The organism is Candidatus Brocadia sapporoensis, from assembly GCF_001753675.2.
GTDB lineage: Bacteria > Planctomycetota > Brocadiia > Brocadiales > Brocadiaceae > Brocadia > Brocadia sapporoensis.
Genome location: NZ_MJUW02000122.1, coordinates 33808 through 50818, shown reverse-complemented (window position 1 = coordinate 50818; position 17011 = coordinate 33808). Strand labels below are relative to the sequence as shown.

At 40.5% G+C, this 17011-nt stretch carries 18 protein-coding genes and 1 pseudogene; 9 read left to right on the top strand and 10 right to left on the bottom strand.

The window, feature by feature from the left end; all coding sequences use genetic code 11:
* Nucleotides 1-77: 77 nt before the first annotated feature.
* The 7 genes from yajC to BIY37_RS12710 form a co-directional block, all read right to left on the bottom strand.
* Complete coding sequence (gene yajC / locus BIY37_RS12740; protein ID WP_230402529.1) at nucleotides 78-446, bottom strand: preprotein translocase subunit YajC; 369 nt, start codon at nucleotides 444-446, stop codon at nucleotides 78-80.
* A gap of 75 nt (nucleotides 447-521) precedes the next feature.
* Entirely contained in the window at nucleotides 522-1625 is a 1104-nt protein-coding gene (gene tgt, locus BIY37_RS12735) for a tRNA guanosine(34) transglycosylase Tgt (RefSeq protein ID WP_070068223.1), read from the bottom strand.
* 21 nt (nucleotides 1626-1646) lie between these two features.
* A complete protein-coding gene (locus BIY37_RS12730; protein ID WP_179129406.1) occupies nucleotides 1647-2810 on the bottom strand; it encodes a SpoIID/LytB domain-containing protein in 1164 nt (387 codons plus the stop codon).
* A 155-nt stretch (nucleotides 2811-2965) separates the two neighbouring features.
* On the bottom strand, nucleotides 2966-3598 hold the full coding sequence (locus BIY37_RS12725; protein WP_070068221.1) for an epoxyqueuosine reductase QueH: 633 nt from the start codon (nucleotides 3596-3598) through the stop codon (nucleotides 2966-2968).
* Between the two features lie 12 nt (nucleotides 3599-3610).
* Nucleotides 3611-4633: a Holliday junction branch migration DNA helicase RuvB gene (ruvB, locus tag BIY37_RS12720; protein WP_070068220.1), complete on the bottom strand. Its 1023-nt coding sequence runs from the start codon at nucleotides 4631-4633 to the stop codon at nucleotides 3611-3613.
* 44 nt (nucleotides 4634-4677) lie between these two features.
* Complete coding sequence (gene ruvA / locus BIY37_RS12715; protein ID WP_070068219.1) at nucleotides 4678-5268, bottom strand: Holliday junction branch migration protein RuvA; 591 nt, start codon at nucleotides 5266-5268, stop codon at nucleotides 4678-4680.
* Between the two features lie 52 nt (nucleotides 5269-5320).
* Nucleotides 5321-6688, bottom strand: coding sequence for a DNA-directed RNA polymerase subunit alpha C-terminal domain-containing protein (locus BIY37_RS12710; RefSeq protein ID WP_179129405.1), 1368 nt, complete (start codon nucleotides 6686-6688; stop codon nucleotides 5321-5323).
* A 301-nt stretch (nucleotides 6689-6989) separates the two neighbouring features.
* Between BIY37_RS12710 and BIY37_RS12705 the strand changes: the two genes are divergently transcribed.
* A complete protein-coding gene (locus tag BIY37_RS12705) occupies nucleotides 6990-7190 on the top strand; it encodes a cold-shock protein (protein WP_070068217.1) in 201 nt (66 codons plus the stop codon).
* A gap of 170 nt (nucleotides 7191-7360) precedes the next feature.
* On the opposite strand, the gene BIY37_RS12700 is transcribed toward BIY37_RS12705, so the two are convergent.
* On the bottom strand, nucleotides 7361-7564 hold the full coding sequence (locus BIY37_RS12700) for a ferritin family protein (protein WP_143299282.1): 204 nt from the start codon (nucleotides 7562-7564) through the stop codon (nucleotides 7361-7363).
* A gap of 381 nt (nucleotides 7565-7945) precedes the next feature.
* Between BIY37_RS12700 and BIY37_RS12695 the strand changes: the two genes are divergently transcribed.
* The 3 genes from BIY37_RS12695 to BIY37_RS12685 all read left to right on the top strand — a co-directional run bounded on the left by BIY37_RS12695 (nucleotide 7946) and on the right by BIY37_RS12685 (nucleotide 10536).
* Nucleotides 7946-8401, top strand: coding sequence for a hypothetical protein (locus BIY37_RS12695; protein WP_070068215.1), 456 nt, complete (start codon nucleotides 7946-7948; stop codon nucleotides 8399-8401).
* A 53-nt stretch (nucleotides 8402-8454) separates the two neighbouring features.
* Nucleotides 8455-9420, top strand: a complete 966-nt coding sequence (locus BIY37_RS12690; protein WP_070068214.1) for a hypothetical protein — start codon at nucleotides 8455-8457, stop codon at nucleotides 9418-9420.
* A gap of 93 nt (nucleotides 9421-9513) precedes the next feature.
* Complete coding sequence (locus BIY37_RS12685) at nucleotides 9514-10536, top strand: aspartate-semialdehyde dehydrogenase (RefSeq protein ID WP_070068213.1); 1023 nt, start codon at nucleotides 9514-9516, stop codon at nucleotides 10534-10536.
* A 32-nt stretch (nucleotides 10537-10568) separates the two neighbouring features.
* On the opposite strand, the gene BIY37_RS12680 is transcribed toward BIY37_RS12685, so the two are convergent.
* Together BIY37_RS12680 and BIY37_RS12675 are read right to left on the bottom strand one after the other, a co-directional pair.
* Entirely contained in the window at nucleotides 10569-11795 is a 1227-nt protein-coding gene (locus tag BIY37_RS12680) for a (Fe-S)-binding protein (protein ID WP_070068212.1), read from the bottom strand.
* A 287-nt stretch (nucleotides 11796-12082) separates the two neighbouring features.
* Nucleotides 12083-12310 (bottom strand): annotated as a pseudogene (locus BIY37_RS12675) (IS66 family transposase); the annotation flags it as partial.
* Between the two features lie 511 nt (nucleotides 12311-12821).
* Here BIY37_RS12675 and BIY37_RS14445 point away from each other — a divergent pair.
* From BIY37_RS14445 to BIY37_RS12650, 5 genes are all read left to right on the top strand, one after another.
* Entirely contained in the window at nucleotides 12822-13052 is a 231-nt protein-coding gene (locus BIY37_RS14445) for a helix-turn-helix domain-containing protein (protein WP_070068211.1), read from the top strand.
* Nucleotides 13027-13404 carry a response regulator gene (locus BIY37_RS12665; protein WP_070068210.1) on the top strand — a complete coding sequence of 126 codons (378 nt, stop codon included), beginning with the start codon at nucleotides 13027-13029 and terminating at the stop codon, nucleotides 13402-13404. Before BIY37_RS14445 ends, BIY37_RS12665 begins: the two co-directional genes overlap by 26 nt.
* Before the next feature lie 57 nt (nucleotides 13405-13461).
* The gene (locus BIY37_RS12660) at nucleotides 13462-13989 is read left to right on the top strand and encodes a chemotaxis protein CheX (RefSeq protein ID WP_070068209.1); all 528 of its coding nucleotides are present in this window, start codon (nucleotides 13462-13464) and stop codon (nucleotides 13987-13989) included.
* Between the two features lie 187 nt (nucleotides 13990-14176).
* On the top strand, nucleotides 14177-15004 hold the full coding sequence (locus BIY37_RS12655) for a response regulator (RefSeq protein WP_179129404.1): 828 nt from the start codon (nucleotides 14177-14179) through the stop codon (nucleotides 15002-15004).
* 81 nt (nucleotides 15005-15085) lie between these two features.
* Nucleotides 15086-16885 (top strand): chemotaxis protein CheA, encoded by a 1800-nt coding sequence (locus tag BIY37_RS12650; RefSeq protein WP_070068207.1) that lies wholly within the window; start codon nucleotides 15086-15088, stop codon nucleotides 16883-16885.
* The last annotated feature ends 126 nt before the right edge of the window (nucleotides 16886-17011 follow it).

The window sequence follows — 17011 nt, the reverse complement described above, 5'->3', positions numbered from 1 at the left end:
TCTTTCTCCTCAACAGGCTCCTTTTTTCATTGTCTGAAATAAACTGCTGATTCATACTCATAATCATATATAAAACGTTATTTTGTATCTTTACTCTCTTTTGGAAGTTCTTTTGGTTCTTCTGTATCATCGCCAGAGACCTCTAATACCGTAACAATTGCGCTCCTGTCGATCTTAAGCTTTACGTCTTTTGCATCGTCTACACGGAGGATAATCTCATTCTCTCTGACAGACGTAATAAGGCCGTGGATTCCTCCAGCCGTTACGACCCGATCGTTCTTTTTAATCCTGGACAACAGAATCTTGCGTTCTTTTTCCTTTCTCTTTTGTGGTCTCAGGATCAAGAAATACATCACAACAAACATGAGAATAAACGGAAGCAGCATGGATAACATACCACCCGGCGATGACGATTTTCCAGCCGCTTGCAATAAAAAAAACATCATATTCCTCCTACCTATTATGAAAAAGTTTCACTCAAAAAAAACACTTCTCCGATTTGTCGCGTATTCACGACAATTTTAATCAGACTGCCTTGATAAAAATTCGTTTTTAAAATTCTTAAAATCACCGTTTTTGATAGATTCCCTTATTTGCTGCATCAGATTTTGAAAAAAACATATATTATGTAATGAAAGCAATGTTAACCCTAAAATTTCATGCGCCAAGAAGAGATGCCGCAGATATGCCCTAGAAAAATTGCAGCAGGTATAGCAGTTGCACATCTGATCCAAAGGGGAAGAATCTTCCTTATATTGACTGTTGAGTATTTTTACCCTTCCCATGCTGGTAAAGGCGCACCCATTTCTCCCGTTGCGCGTGGGAACAACACAATCGAACATATCGATCCCGCGTTCTACTGCGTTGAGGATATCTACAGGAAACCCAACACCCATCAAATACCGGGGTCTATCCTCGGGTAAATAATCTACGGTATAATCAAGCACTTCGTTCATGAGGACAGACCCTTCACCAACACTGAGCCCACCTATTGAATATCCTTCAAAATTCATTTCCACGAGGCTTCTGGCACATTCAATACGAAGTTCCTTGAATACACTCCCCTGGACAATACCAAAAAGTATTTGTTGTCTGTTCGTGTGCATATTTAAGCAGCGCTCTGCCCACTCCGTAGTTCTTTTCACTGCAACACTCGCCCTGTCCTTTTCGCAAGGATACGGGACACATTCATCAAACGGCATAATAATGTCTGCACCAATATCCTTTTGTATCTGCATCATATTTTCAGGGGTGAGGAAAAACCTTGTTCCATCGATAGGGGATTGAAATTCTACTCCGTTGTCAGAAATCTTTGTCAGACCACTAAGAGAAAAAACCTGGTATCCACCGCTATCAGTGATAATTGCGCCATCCCATCCCATAAATTTATGGATGCCACCTGATTGTTTAATAATTTTCTCCCCAGGTCTTAAACAAAGATGATACGCATTACATAGGATAATCTTTGTGTCGGTCTCCTTTAATTGCTGAGGCGTTAGCGTCTTGACCGTTCCTTGCGTACCAACTGGCATAAAAACTGGTGTAGGAATACGATGATTCAGAAATCGGAGTTCGCCATAGCGAGCTTTTGTTTGTTTATCAACCGCCAGACATCTAAAAAACAAAAATACCTCCCCACAGAGGCATCAATATACCCGAACCAACTCTATCTTCGGATAGTAATACTTTAAAATTTCGGCCCACTTGAAACCCTTTTCTGCCATGGACTGAGCACCATACTGACAAAGCCCGACACCATGCCCCCACCCTTTTCCCGTAAAGGTAATACTTTTTCCATTGTTCTTCGCCTGAAAGGACGTGCTTAACAAATTGTTCGGCCCAATCATTAATCGAAAATCATTTGCATTCATTTCTTTACTTCCATTAGCAGAAGCGATTTCAACTCTCGAACCATGGTTGCCAGCCCCTGGATTTACAGCCATTACTGTGCTGATGTTGGAAATATAAACATTAGCTTCCTGTAATTTTTTTTCAATAGCAGATTTGCTAATGTCCGTACTCCAACTGGAATGTTTGGAGTCGCTACAGTAATTGCATGCCACACCACTGAGGGGTGGTATGCTGTCTTTCCCGAATACATGGCGAACATCTTCTGTATGACCTCCACACGTGCTATGAAAATAAGCAGGGAAAATATTCCAATTATAAACCATCACGATGCCTTTGGTGTCCTGCACAATTTGGGTAAGCCGACCTGATTCATTGGCTATACCCCGATATGCAAGCTCTAACATATCCAGGTGGTAAACATCATCCCGCCTTATCTTTTTTTTATACATCGCATAGGTTCTTGCTGTTACTGCTTGGGCACGCAAGGCATCTTCATTCCATGATTGCGGCATTTCACTCCCAAGGACACCATCGATAAAACTTTCTATATCTGTTTCTTCAATCACGGACAATTTGTCATTAAGTTGCTGTAATATTCTTATCTCACCACGATATCGTACAGAATTTACTTCAATCCCTCCACTTTGTTGACTTACAATTCTTAATTCGTTGTGATTATAATGTTTATTCCCGATATTAATACCGCCATTACTTATTGATATGGCACACCTTCGTAAATCCTGCCCTTGATCTACAATGTTTGTCAGACTGCCGGTAATCTGATAGCATCCATGAATTGCTAGCTGTGCAGTCCGCTTATCATTTACGAGAAGTACACGTACAGCGGGTGTTTTATCCATCAGAGGTCCGTAGTCATGAATATCGTCTTGAACCACCACACTATCCCTGTAACACGAAAGATGGACTCCTGCGGAAATAATTGGTAATATCATAGCCATTGTTAAAAAAGATACCCTATTCATAGTCATGTTATTTTCGCTGTTATTGGGAACGTATTTACTTCTGATTTAAACCAGCATTACGAGATCCTGCAAGGCACAAACCAGTTCGTGATCTCCGACAGATTTGCAGAAAAGAACTCCCCAATACTCTATCAAAGACAGTCACATCGATGTAACGTGTTTTTGATATTAAAGACATTTTGGACACCTTCTTCATCCTTCTTATTCAGACTGCTGCCTTTATACAACTCTCGTGTCGTGTCTTTGTATCTTTCATATTCACTGAAGATACAACCACAATATCCTTGCCGGTAAATCATCTTTTTTTTGGCTATATCATGACTGCATTCAGATAAAGCACGGTAATCACGATAGATAAAATCAATACCATGTTCGCGCGCCAGATTTTCTGAAAATATTTTTAACTGCTCGTGATTTTGATAAACACTGAACAACATGGTTGAGGTAAAGGCATCGAATCCGTTTTCCTGTGCGTATACCGTAGTAAACCTAAGCCTCATGGTATAACAATCAGCACACCGATCATTGCCCTCATGATCAACGTGTTTCAAATATTCCCGTAAACCATACTCCTCGTAGTATATTACTGATAAAGGATCGCTTTCCTGAAATACGCGCAGCGCCTTTAATCGCCGCCTAAACTCAAGCAACGGATGTATATTTGGATTGTAAAAGAGCCCGGTTACTGCGAAACCTTCTTTTCTCAGCTCCTGCAGCGGTGCGCATAAACAACATGCGCAACAAATATGTAACAAAAGATTCATAAGGCGGCTCCTTTAAAATAGCCGTTTTTGGAGTCCTGTTTCTGAGTGGCATGGATATCCTAAATGTTCGTAAGCCAGCTTGGTCGCAACCCTTCCTCTCGGTGTTTTATCCAGATATCCCCGTTGGATCAGATACGATTCATATACTTCCTCGATGGTATCTTCTTCCTCACTTACCGAAACTGCAATAGTTTTCAAGCCGACGGGACCGCTGTATCGAATAAGGGTTTCCAGTATCTTCCTGTCCATTTCTCCCAAACCATTCTCATCCACACCTAACATCTCTAAACCCATTTGGGCAACTTCTTTGTTGATTATGTCGTTCCCGCGAACTTGGGCAACATCCCGAATACGTCGTAAAAATCTATTAGCTATTCGGGGGGTACCGCGGGACCTTTTCGCAATAATTTCGCCCCCTTTTTCATCTATCCGGATAGAGAGAACGTGGGCTGAATTACACACAACTTTATAGAGATCGGTCCACGGATAGAACTCTAATTTTTCCAGCACACCAAAGCGGGAACGAAGCGGCGCTGTAAGCAGCCCTTCTCTTGTCGTCGAACCGATAAGGGTGAACTTAGGTAAATTGATTTTTACCGATCTGGCCTTCGGTCCCTGATCAATGATAATATCGATATAAAAATCTTCCATCGCCGAATACAGATACTCTTCAACAGTTGTGTTCAACCTATGGATTTCATCAATAAAAAGAATGTCCCCATGTTGCAAATTCGTAAGAATACCAGCAAGGTCCATAGGTTTATCGAGAATGGGGCCGGAAGTTGTCTTAATCGAGGCATTAATTTCGTTAGCAATAATTTGAGACAACGTTGTTTTTCCCAGCCCGGGAGGGCCAGAAAATAAGATATGGTCTAACGGTTCTCCCCTTTTTTTTGCAGCTTCAATATAAATGAGCAGATTTTCCTTTATGCGATTCTGTCCGATAAAATCATTGAATCGTTTTGGCCTGAGGGTAAAGTCTAGGTTTTTATCTTCAACAATGGGTACAGAAGATAAAATATCTTCTTTTATCATAACCTATATCCTACTGTGAGATCCTAAGTCGCACGCCGGAGCAATCAGGTTTTGTGTTTCAATGCCTCCCTAACAAGCACCTCAACATTAGTAATGGCTCCCAGTTTTCTCATTGCCTCGTTTACGGCATTTTCTGCCACAGATCTCCCATAACCCAGAGAAATTAGCGCACTGACGGCATCAGATATCAACGTCTTTTGTCCGGTCTCTATACCTGATTGTAAGGTGAGCGACATTTCCTTTATTATTCCCTTGAGTTCCAGGATAATCCGTTCAGCAGTTTTTTTACCCACCCCCTTGATCTTTTCCAAGGATTTCGCATCTTCACGGGCAACTGCATCTTTGATGTCACTCACACGACTACCAGAAAGTATTGTGATTGCTGTAGTAGGTCCTATGCCATTCACCGAAAGCAACAGTTGGAACAAATCCCTTTCTTCCCCCGTCGCAAACCCAAAGATTTTTATCTGATCTTCTTTGATAAATAACTGCGTAAGGATTGTAACCTCTTCGTGATTGGGTATCTTCTCAAAGGTAGATAGCGGAATGTGTAATAGATAACCGATGCCAGCTACTTCCAAGATAAGCCTTGTGGGAGATTTGCTAACAACCCTTCCTCGGATGTAATCTAGCATGTGCACACATCCTTAGCTTCCGTAATCACACCATCCGAATTTTTTAAAGAGGCTACTCTGTGACGGTTCCGTCCAAATCTGACTTACCGTTATCAACGTTTTTTAAAACTAGACCAACTTCGGATAATCTGTCGCATATCTCATCGATATAATTTTGTTTTATCCCTTTTTGATCTAACTCTATTTCTGTCTTTTCAGTAAGGTCTTTTATTGTTTCAATGCCGACCTTGATCAGGGCATTTCTGCAGCGCGTGGAGAGCCCGAGTTCAGAAATAGTTTGTATAATGCCCGTCTTCCTTTCTGTATGGTCATTACCAAAACCCTCTGTTTCGCTATCGCTTTCAACTGCCTGTCCTAAACGTAATCCTTTTTGTGATAAGATGAACTTGATTTCGTTGAGTGAGGTTTCTCCAAAATTCTTGAAAGAAAGTAAGTCGACCTCCGTAATTCGTGTAAGATCTCGCAAGGTGCGAATGTTCATTCTCTCCAAACAATTTTTACTTCTTACGGAGAGTTCAAAATCTGAGATGGGTATATTTAACACCTCACTTTCCTTTCCTTGTTTTTTTGAAATCTCTTCATCATAATACATGCCCATGGAGTCTTTTGCATCCTTTAAAAACAACAAGGCCCGGGGATTGTTTTGTTCGGCTTCTAAAACAGTTTCATAGCAATATACCGCATCATCAAAGCTGCCTTCATCTTCATACAATATTCCTAGATTGATAAATGCATTTTTATGATTAGGACACAACTTTATGCACTGTTCATAGTACTCAATGGCTTTTTCATCTTCTCCGCCGAGATCATAATTAAAAGCCATACGGAAGAGAGATTTTGCATAGCTTGGGGCTATTCGAAGTGACTGCTCATAGTGACTATGCGCATCATCATATTCTCCGAGGGCGTCCAAGCAACATCCCAATTGGTAATGAAAGTCTGGATTGTTTTCGTGGGAGTGGGAAAAACTTTTAACGATTTTCAGGGCATCTTCGTTATTGCCTTTTAGTCTTTTGGTTTCGGCAATATCCATACAAATGTCAAATTCTTCAGTATCCGTTTTTTTGGCTCGTTCAAAACATTCCAAAGCGTGGTCATAATCGCCTAATTCCTGATAGCATTTACCCAAATAATAGGCAGCAATTTTTCTTGATTTCACCTCTTTCAGGAATTCAGAAGCCTCTTTTACATTTCCAATCATCCATTCCAAAATCCCCAATAAAAGGGTTAAGTCCTTCGCCTCGTTCACATCGTGTACCTTTTTTATGCCAATTCTTAACGAAGCAATCTTTGCATCCAGATCTTCTCTAGTTTCTTTGGAACTAAATACTTGTTCTTTGATATAATTTATGGTCTCCCTTGACAATGTCTCTACCTTCAGGAGTGTATCAAGGTCTGTATCTGCAACCGCTGTTGGCATTTTATTGTTAAACCTCCATACATTGCATAAAAAATGCATTCTAATAAACCGATAAACTCTTTGTTTGGATGCTGGAGTGTAACAAACACCCAACAGAAATTCAAATAAATTTTATCATACCATATTCCACGACATCTCTATTATTTCTCTTGATTTGACAATTATTGTTTGATAGCATTTTGTTACGTTGGTTAGCAGTTTTGTAAAGTCGTTTCTAGGTACAATAAAGACTACAAGCGATAGAACCTCGTAGTCTTTCTGTTTTTTTGAATTTTTTAAAATGAGAGGGGGTGATTTTTGAATGGCAACAGGGACAGTAAAATGGTTCAATGACAAAAAAGGATTTGGTTTTATTTCCCAGGATAACGGTCAAGATGTATTCGTACATCAAACTGCTATTCAAGGCGAGGGTTTTAGAACTCTTGCGGAGGGAGACAAGGTCGAATTTGAAGTCATTAAAGACCAGAAGGGCTACAAGGCTGCAAAAGTCGTCAAATTATAAAATTTATTAAAAAAGCACACTCTTATATTATAACGAAAATCATTTCGGCCGGCTGACGCATAAAAATATGGAGTTGTCATTAAATTATAATTGCGACATCAAAACCCCAGTATCTGCATAAGATATTGGGGTTTTCTGCTTTGGTTCAACAGGTTATTATAAAAAGGCGCTTAATACGTTTTCTTATTTAAAGTAGCCATAACTTTTTCGTATTTTTTATAGATTTTTTTTTCGTGCTTGATCGCATCTTTGACAATTCTGTTTAAAAATGCCTTTACGAATGGGTCTGTTTCCCCATCCGCGAGTTTCGTGTATTTTGACTGTAAATCCCGTTCGTCTTTCGCTACCATGTCAATCGCTTCCGTTAAATTCATAATTTACATCTCCTTTCATGAATTTTTTCAAACCAAGACATAAAGATTTATCGTTCAATCTACCAAATGCAATCATAAATATCAATATTCTTTCAAAAGGCATGGGATTTTGTTTGTTCATCAAAAGATTTTTTATTGACAATGAGTAAAAAAATATTTTAAATGACTCTTTCTTTGTTGAATCTCATCGAAAAAAAGGAAAAGGATCATTAAAAAATATTGGACACGAGCAGCTGTATCTTTGATGATAATTCTTGGTTTCAATACTCTGATGGCGGGAAAGGCTTCCTGTTTCTGCAAATAAAGGCCAAAGAATTGCTCTTGCAGAGTGAGAAAAGACAGTTTTGAAAAATTTCAGTATCAAGTGGGAAGAGCAGTAAAATGTTACTAAATTTCTTTCTGGAGGACTTGCTGAAACATCCTCCTGCTAAAGGATGGTCTACAACCACGCCGGCAAGCTGTTTTGAACCACATATCCCCGTTAAAACTATTCCCGCCCTTCCCACAGGAAAGGCAGCGTCGATCGTCAGCCGAGACTTAGGCATTAAAGAAAAGGTAGCTACCACTATCCTGGCCATTTTTCATTGGGAAGGGAAATTTTATCTTACCTCCAGGATAGATTTTGCGTTTAACGTACATCCGGAACTATTACAATATCATGTCTGTGTGTTGCACATAACGGAACTGCTGTTGGATCTGGAATTAGTGTGGATGGTAAGCTTAAGGTTTTGGTACTTACAAAAAAAGTATCTTCTATCTTGGCAATGCGCTACTTATCAACACGTCTTTGTAAAATCTTTTTTGCAAATTTTTTATACCCTCCTTCGCCCCTCTTAACGGGGAGTATTTGGTTGTGGTTTTGTTGCGGTTATGATTAATTATATCATGATATGGCCATCATAGCAGGCATTGATGAGTCCGGATATGGCCCGGTACTTGGACCAATGGTGACTTCTATAGTTGCTTTTTCTGTGCCGGACGAAATGATTAATCTCTCTCTGTGGGAAATCTTGAGAGATGCTATTTCAAACGATCTCAAGAGCAGGAACCAGCGGATCGCTGTTCGGGATAGTAAGAAACTATATCGTTCACATCATGGCTTAGGCTTAAAACCATTGGAAGTCGGTGTTCTTTCATTCCTTGAATCAAAGGGTTTAAATATCACGTCCTTTTATCAATTGCTTGGCAGCCTGTCGTGCAATGATATCGGAATCTTTGACCAATACCCATGGTATACAGGAAAAGATTTTTCATTACCTTTAACCACAAATCGTGTGGTTGTCTTAAATAGTGCTGATTCTTTAAACCACACTTTTTGCAAGCGCGATGTGAGGTTTTTTCACTCAAGCAGTTGTGTTGTTGCGGTGAGGGAATTTAACGAACAGGTAAAGCTGTTGCGGAATAAGTCTATTGTCTTGTTTAAGGCGAGCGCTGCACTTGTTTCCCGGCTTTGGAATTTAAGCAACGACCATATTCGTTTGATTGTTGATAAACAAGGGGGTCGAAATACCTATACCAATTTACTACAAGAGCAATTATCGATTGCCGATATACGTGTTTTAAAGGAGGAAGACAAAATTTCAACATACGAGGTGAAAACCGCACAGAAGAAGATGACGATTTCCTTCATAGAAAAGGGCGAAGACAGGTGTATGACCGTAGCCCTTGCTTCGATGTTCAGCAAATATCTTCGGGAGTTGTTTGTGCGGTTGGAAAATCAATATTGGCTTCAATTTATACCTGGTTTGAAACCCACAGCAGGGTATTATAGTGATGCACAGCGATTTTTAGCGCAAATAGCACATATCAGACAGAGGGAAAAAATTCAGGATGATATTCTCATACGTATCAAATAATTAAGTCACTTTTAGTGATAAACGTCAGTAACTCAGGCTTCATACTGGTAGCTACTCTGATGTTTTTTAACAACGGAAGGAGTTGTAGGAAAAATGGCGGTAAATATAGCGGTGGTTGGTGCAACAGGAGCCGTAGGTGAGGAATTTCTCAGAATACTGGAGACGAGAAAATTCCCGATTAAAGAGTTGAGATTATTAGCATCAAGACGTTCTGCCGGAAAAAAAATGCAGTTTCGCGGAGCTGATTATACCGTACAGGAACTGTCGAAGCATTCGTTTCAAGGCATAAAGATCGCCCTTTTTAGCGCGGGGGCAAGCATCAGCAGGGAATACGTACCTTATGCAATTGAGAGTGGTGCTGTTTGCGTGGACAATTCCAGCGCCTTCCGGATGGATGACGACGTGCCATTGGTAGTGCCTGAAGTGAATCCTCAGGAGATTGCAAAACATCATGGTGTGATTGCCAACCCTAATTGCTCCACCATTCAGATGGTGGTTGCCTTAAAACCAATCCATGATGCTGCAAGGATAAAGAGGATCGTTGTTTCGACATATCAGGCGGTGTCCGGCGCCGGGCTGAAAGCAATAGACGAGCTTCAGAAGGAGACAATGAGCGTTCTCTCCGGCAAGGAAGGCTTTAAAAGATATTTGTTTCCCCATCAGATTGCCTTTAACGTATTGCCGCAGATTCCTCAAAACAATGCTTTCCTGTCCAATGGGTACACATCCGAAGAGTTGAAGATGATAAATGAAACGAAAAAGATTATGGGCGATAACAGCATCAGAGTGACTGCCACTACCGTTCGGGTACCTGTTGTTCGCGGTCATAGCGAATCGGTAAATGTGGAAACGGAAAAAAAAATTACCGCAGCAGAAGTAAAAAGACTTTTCTCAAAGGCACCGGGAGTTACTTTGATGGACGATCCTGCAAATCAGGTATACCCTCTCGCAACAAACGCCGTGGGGAAAGACGATGTTTTTGTCGGACGTATTCGCGAGGACGAATCCATTGCGAACGGAATTAACCTATGGGTTGTGAGCGATAATCTTCGAAAAGGCGCCGCACTGAACGCTATCCAGATTGCCGAGATGTTGTTATGTCAGACCGCTGGTTAAATATCCTCTCACTGGCAGATAGTGCCAAAATATCATGGCGGTGGCAGTATAGCATCCCGTAAAACCTGTATCGTATGTGTACATTTAACCGGAGAGTTCCTTGCTGCAAGAAGATCTTCGATTTGGAGCCGGCATCCGGGACAACCTGTTGCTACGATCTCTGCACCGCTTTTTTCAATGGCCGTTGCTTTGTACTCCCCGATCTTTTTTGAGAGATCATAGTGTAATAAATTGAATACTCCACCTCCGCCGCAGCATCGTTCCGGATTTTCCATTTCTTGGAATACAGCAGAACGCCTCAAAATATCTCTGGGCGGCTTTGAAATATTTTGGCCCCAGTACAAGTGACAGGGGTCGTGGTAGGCGACCCTGGTATTTTGTAGTTTTGTTGTATAATTGCAATATTGCTCAATAAACTCGGTAATATCGTATACTTTGTTGGAAAATTTCAGACACTGCTCACCGAGAATGCGCGGGTAGTCCTTCTTCAGAGTTCTTCCGCACGTGGCGCATGCATTGATAATAAAATCAACGCCAGCCTTTTCAAATACCGCAACGTTCACTTCCGCTAATCGTCGTGCCGTTTTAACGTCCCCCAATGATCTTGCGGGAATGCCGCAGCACAATTGGCCCTGGGGGACAACAACTTCTATCTCAAAATGGTTTAACACATCAATTACTGCATCGGCAATATCGGTGTAAACATAATTGATGAGGCAGCCCACATAAAACCCCACCTTCATTTTAGGATGTTTTATCGTCTTCATACCTCGATATTTTTTGAGTACCGGCTTTTTTGCCAAAGGTGGAATCCATCTACCACCCATAAACATGAAAGGCAGATGCCTCATAGTGCCATGACGTTTTAAAGGAACTAACCGTTGAAAGACACTGGCTATTTTTAAAAGCAGATTAAAGATGCCCCTTCTGGTTAAAAATATACTGAATACAATCCGCGGTATTAACCATATTCCGATGTTGTTTGCCAGATCATCCAACATAGTTTGGATAATGAAATCATAATCAACACCCGAGGGGCAGATATGAGAGCATCGGAGGCATTTCTTGCACGAAAGAAGATATTCCCTTAGGAGTTCGGTGTGAAAAATTTCACCGTTTCGTAACGCATCGGCCAGGCTTATACGGCCACGTGCCACCATGGACTCCTTGCCCGTTTCGATAAAGACGGGACAGATTGACCGGCATTTGCCGCATTTTGCACATTTATGAATTTCGGTTTGCCACTCCTTAGTAAGCATCTATTTCCTCGTTATGATAGTTTTATTGTTAAAAATTTCGTTTGTTACTAAGGATGATTGTAGCAAAGATGAAGTAAAAAAGGGAGGCCAAAAAGCCTCCCTTTTTTACTTTAAAAACGGTTTCATTTAATGGTGCTTCTTTTTCCATGGTTATTGGCACCGCCCTTTCCTTTGTCCTTTATTTTCACGGCATCACTTCCTTCGAATCTTGTACCACCTGCTAGTCCTAAAACAAGCGAGGTTTAAAAAACCTCGCTTGTTTTAGGACTAGCGTTACCCACTCATGACCCTTTTGTCCCCCCAGCCTTCCTCTCGTCTTTTGACTTGCTCTCTTTCCTGCGGTTCGGATCGCCTGAGAAAGACTTGCGGCTGTTCCGGTTTAAACGACCCGCTAGCAGCGTTATCAGTAATACCAACAACTCTACCATTGACCTCATGGCTGGCGCCATGCCTTTCTCTTCAGAAAGAAGTTTCTCTGCTTTTTGGAGCGTTACCTCTATGTCTATATTGTTTATCGTTAATGGTTCCCGCCTTTATAATGAGCCACTCATTTATCTACTGCGACTATTATAGCACAGGCTTTTTACCCTTGTTTTTTCGCTGAATAGTCACCGTTCGGGTAGATATAAAGTTGCCAAAAAGGGATATCGTATTTTAGGGATGTCTCCCAAACTCAAAAAGAAAGACTTTCCAATGCCTCTGAAAAATGTCGCCTACATACTTCCCCAAAAAAGAAACTTTTACAGAGTAATATTATGAAGCGGAATGTTCCTCTTTTTGTTACCCATGCAATAGTAAATTTCTTCCTCCAAGTATATTTTTATTCTTCATGCGCAATAGCAAAAACCATATTTCATAAAAAATCAGTCATAAAATCTTATACTACACAACATTGCTTGTACTGATTCAACTCTCATACTGTCCTTTTGAAATATGGAATTCGAGCTAAATTATTTTTTTATTATTCCGATAATCCAAGGTAATTAATGCAATAAAAAGACACTATATGCAAAAAGGTTAACATCTATGCACAATCCGAACATCATGACAATAAAACAAGTCGCAGAGTATCTTAAAATAAGTCCACGCACGGTATATAAATTGGTGAAAGAAGGAACAATCCCATCATTTAGGATAATGAATATGTGGCGATTTGAGCGGTCTAAAATCGATCAGTGGATACAAGAAAAAAGTGAAATAAACAACTTCAATGAAAATGGAGGTACAGCACATGCCAAAAGTATTGATAATCGATGATTCTGCTGTCATGAGAAAGATGATTCAAAGGATTATTCAGCAGTCTGGTTTCTTGATTGACGAATTTGTTGAAGCTGGCGATGGAAAGGAAGGGCTGGAAAAAGCTGCTTCCAGTAATATTGATTTGATCCTGTGTGACTGGAATATGCCAAATATGACAGGAATAGATTTTGTTAAAGCCCTCAGGGGATCAGGGCTAAAGAGTAATATTCCTGTTGTAATGATAACCACGGAAAGCAGTGAGACAAGGATTGAAGAGGCCAAAAACAGCGGCGCCAATGGTTATCTGACAAAACCGTTCACCCCGGATCAATTAAAGACTAAATTAGGGAATTATTTACTCGTAAAATAGCGGTTATATCCCCTTTGTGAAATTCACAAATTCAATGTAAAGAGGAGAGAACATACCATGGCGTTAGAAAGCTTGATGGAAAGCATTGCCGCAGATATTGCTGATGCTACTAAAACATTATTCGAAACGATGATTCTGATGGATTTAAAGTACGATGATGCAATCTTAGTAGATGATACACAAATAAGAACAGATGTTATCGGCATGGTGAGTTTTACTGGTAGATATCACGGGGTTATTGCCTTGTTCTGTTCAAAAAAATTCGCATTAAAAATTGCATCAACTATGCTGATGACAGAACTGACCGAATTTACGAACGAGGTTAAAGATGCAATCGGTGAGGTATCAAATATGATTGCAGGAAATGTAAAGACAAAACTGGCGGCTCAACACGGTGATATGCATCTTTCTATCCCAATGGTTATTGCAGGGGAAGGTCTCTCTGTCACTGCAGTAAATAACCATTCTGCTGTAGCGGACACTACGCTTTCTTGTTTTAGTAAAGACCCGTGGCTCATGACACCTTTTATATCCAATAACGAAATGTTTAACATAGGTTTGTTGCTTCGAGAATCGACTAAATAGATCATCAATGGAAAACCCTTTAAATAAAAAGACCTCATCCAGGCTCGAGGAAACGCTGATAAGCACTTTTCCACGGATTTGTACTGATTGCGGCAAGCTAACGAACAAGCAGTTTTTCTTAACAAATCCAGCATTACAAAGTACAACACTAAACTCATTTATTGAGAAAGCTAACACGAGTTATGTAATGGCGAAATTTGCGATCGAAGAGTTTTACAAAGGTGAAATGTATTTAATCTTTGCCGTAAAGGAGGCTATCACAATTGGCAGTCTCTTGTTAGCTCTTGAGGATGCGATAATACGAGAAAATGTAAGCAAGGGTGTTTATGATGGTGATTGTACAGACGCATTTAAGGAATTTACGAATCAGGTTTGCGGTATGTTTGATAGCGAATTAAGATCTAAGCTACCAAAGCCCATTCATTTAAAATTAATAAGTACCGTATTAATTAACAAAGAAAATGTGAATACCATACTCAGCGAAGAAGTTTTGAATGAAGAACATCTTGTTCTCACAGTCACCATGCGAATTCTTGGCTTTGATGACGGCCTATTCATGTTAAGCATACCAAAGCTAATCGGTGAAGAGTTTTTTTGTGAAGTCATCGAAGAAAATGATAAACAATTCAAGGGCACTATACTGGTTGTAGATGATTCAAACACGGATCTGCGAATAGTCAGAAAACTTTTAAGTAGCGAATATAAAATCGTAGTTACTGACAATCCTAACAACGCGCTCTCTATACTCCAAAAAAACCATGTTGACCTCGTGCTGATGGATATTTATATGCCTGGTGTCGACGGAATAACACTCTGCGAACGAATTAAACGAAACGCCATATCCAATGCGGTACCAATCATAATATGTTCCTCTTCTCCGACACAAGAAAATGTGATAAAGGCTATTCGGGCTGGCGCTATAGATTTCCTCGCAAAACCTTTCACAAGACAAAGATTAATTCAGAAAATTGATAAACATGTGAAAAACAATAACGTATTGTTGCCTTGTCAATAAGACATTACCTCAGAAGTAATAAAAAAACAGAATGAGAGATTTGTCGTTTTCTTTAAAATTTTGATTTTAGGGACAAAGGATATGGAAGAAAATACAAATTTTATGAATGATGTTGAGATCGTTAGAGAATTTCTTGCCGAATCTAACGACCACATGGATGACGTTGAAGCCAAGATACTGGAGTTGGAAAAAAATCCGGAAGATGTAGATGTTATTAACAGCATATTCCGCCCGATTCATAGCATGAAGGGCAGTGCAGGTTTTTTGGGTATGAAAGATATTGGCAAGGTAAGTCATGAGTTAGAAACCCTCCTGGATGAAGCAAGAAAGTTAAAAATAAAACTCACACCGGAAATTATTGAAATTCTCTACGGAGGCGTTGATGTACTGAAAAAACTGAGAGAAACCATAGCAAAGAAGCTAGAGAACAAAGATGCACCGGTAGATGTGATTGATTATCAACCGCTTTTGTCTGAAATTTCCGCTATTCTAAGACAGAATCAGAACCAGGCTCAACCGGAAGATACCCAAGCAAGTTCTCCAAAAGATAAATATATCGGCGAAATACTACTGGAAACCGACGATATCAGTAAAGATCAGCTGGAAATTGCATTGCAGGAACAGGCACACGGAAAACGATTAGGTGAAATACTGGTTGAGAAAGGTATAACAACGCAGGAGAGAGTAGAAAAAGCGCTCAGGACCCAATCCATGGTGGGCAAGCCATCTTCTGATACCGTTAAAGTAGATACTCAAAAGCTGGACAACCTTGTCAACCTTATAGGTGAACTGGTGATTGCCAACGCCCTTATTCGTGATACGTTGGGAAGCAATAATAACGGCGTAAATAAAAATCTTACCCACCTCAATAAAATCATCAAGGATATACAGGATCAGGTTATGTGCATGAGAATGGTGCCTTTGAAATCAACATTTCAAAAGATGGCCAGGCTGGTACGGGATGTTTCCACAAAGGTAGGCAAAAAGGTGCGATTGGAAATTTCCGGAGAAGAAACAGAGCTGGATAGGACCGTTATCGAAGAGATCGGCGACCCGCTGGTGCATATTATCAGAAACTCAATAGATCATGGGCTTGAGTCTCAAAATGAGCGGATGACGAAAGGAAAACCCTCCGAAGGCATTGTTCGATTAAACGCATTCCATCGTAGTGGAAATATCGTTATTGAAATTGAAGACGATGGCAAAGGTCTTTGCAAAGAAAAAATTTTGAAGAAGGCTCTTGAAAAAGGATTGATTGAGGAAGATACCTCACTCTCCGATCAACAAATCTATAATCTCATCTTTGCCGCCGGATTCTCTACAGCGGAAAAGGTAACCGACGTTTCAGGACGTGGAGTAGGCATGGATGTTGTAAAAAAGAATGTTGAACGGTTACGAGGAAAGGTCGAGATTTCCACGATAGAAGGAAAAGGCACCAAAATTTCTATTAAGTTACCACTTACTCTGGCAATTATCGATGGCATGATTGTACAGGTCGGCTCAGAAAAATATATCGTTCCCATGCTTTCTATTGAAGAATCCATTCGTCCAAAGAAGGAAGACATTTCCACCGTACAACAGCGCGGCGAGCTGATTAACGTGCGCGGCAATTTGCTGCCTATGTTGCGGCTCCACAATTTGTATAACGTTAAACCAAAAAAAACAGATCCTTGGGATGCCCTCATTTTAATCGTTGAAGGTGAGGGACGAAGGTGTGGAATCCTTGTCGACGACCTCCTTGGCCAACAACAGATAGTCATTAAGAGCCTGGGAGAACCGTTCTGCAATATTAGAGGAATCTCCGGCAGCGCTATACTTGGAGATGGACACGTAGGCCTTATCCTTGATGTAGGGGGCATTATGAGTATGGCGTTAAATTAGCGATCCGGTATCAGGGATCAAGGATAAGGTTCAGTCTTTTTATCAACGATTTTTAGACGATTGATCCTTCGTCCAATCCTCGATCCCAGATGCCCAGCCCACGGACTCCTGATGGCTGATTGCTCA

Coding starts and splice junctions, on each gene's coding strand:
- BIY37_RS12705 (WP_070068217.1), top strand. CDS start 6,990: ATGGCAACAGGGACAGTAAAATGGTTCAATGACAAAAAAGGATTTGGT.
- BIY37_RS12700 (WP_143299282.1), bottom strand. CDS start 7,564: ATGAATTTAACGGAAGCGATTGACATGGTAGCGAAAGACGAACGGGAT.
- BIY37_RS14445 (WP_070068211.1), top strand. CDS start 12,822: ATGCACAATCCGAACATCATGACAATAAAACAAGTCGCAGAGTATCTT.
- BIY37_RS12650 (WP_070068207.1), top strand. CDS start 15,086: ATGGAAGAAAATACAAATTTTATGAATGATGTTGAGATCGTTAGAGAA.
- BIY37_RS12685 (WP_070068213.1), top strand. CDS start 9,514: ATGGCGGTAAATATAGCGGTGGTTGGTGCAACAGGAGCCGTAGGTGAG.
- BIY37_RS12725 (WP_070068221.1), bottom strand. CDS start 3,598: ATGAATCTTTTGTTACATATTTGTTGCGCATGTTGTTTATGCGCACCG.
- BIY37_RS12710 (WP_179129405.1), bottom strand. CDS start 6,688: ATGCCAACAGCGGTTGCAGATACAGACCTTGATACACTCCTGAAGGTA.
- BIY37_RS12660 (WP_070068209.1), top strand. CDS start 13,462: ATGGCGTTAGAAAGCTTGATGGAAAGCATTGCCGCAGATATTGCTGAT.
- BIY37_RS12690 (WP_070068214.1), top strand. CDS start 8,455: ATGGCCATCATAGCAGGCATTGATGAGTCCGGATATGGCCCGGTACTT.
- ruvA (WP_070068219.1), bottom strand. CDS start 5,268: ATGCTAGATTACATCCGAGGAAGGGTTGTTAGCAAATCTCCCACAAGG.
- BIY37_RS12730 (WP_179129406.1), bottom strand. CDS start 2,810: ATGGCTATGATATTACCAATTATTTCCGCAGGAGTCCATCTTTCGTGT.
- BIY37_RS12665 (WP_070068210.1), top strand. CDS start 13,027: ATGCCAAAAGTATTGATAATCGATGATTCTGCTGTCATGAGAAAGATG.
- BIY37_RS12695 (WP_070068215.1), top strand. CDS start 7,946: ATGTTACTAAATTTCTTTCTGGAGGACTTGCTGAAACATCCTCCTGCT.
- ruvB (WP_070068220.1), bottom strand. CDS start 4,633: ATGATAAAAGAAGATATTTTATCTTCTGTACCCATTGTTGAAGATAAA.
- BIY37_RS12680 (WP_070068212.1), bottom strand. CDS start 11,795: ATGCTTACTAAGGAGTGGCAAACCGAAATTCATAAATGTGCAAAATGC.
- BIY37_RS12655 (WP_179129404.1), top strand. CDS start 14,177: ATGGCGAAATTTGCGATCGAAGAGTTTTACAAAGGTGAAATGTATTTA.
- yajC (WP_230402529.1), bottom strand. CDS start 446: ATGATGTTTTTTTTATTGCAAGCGGCTGGAAAATCGTCATCGCCGGGT.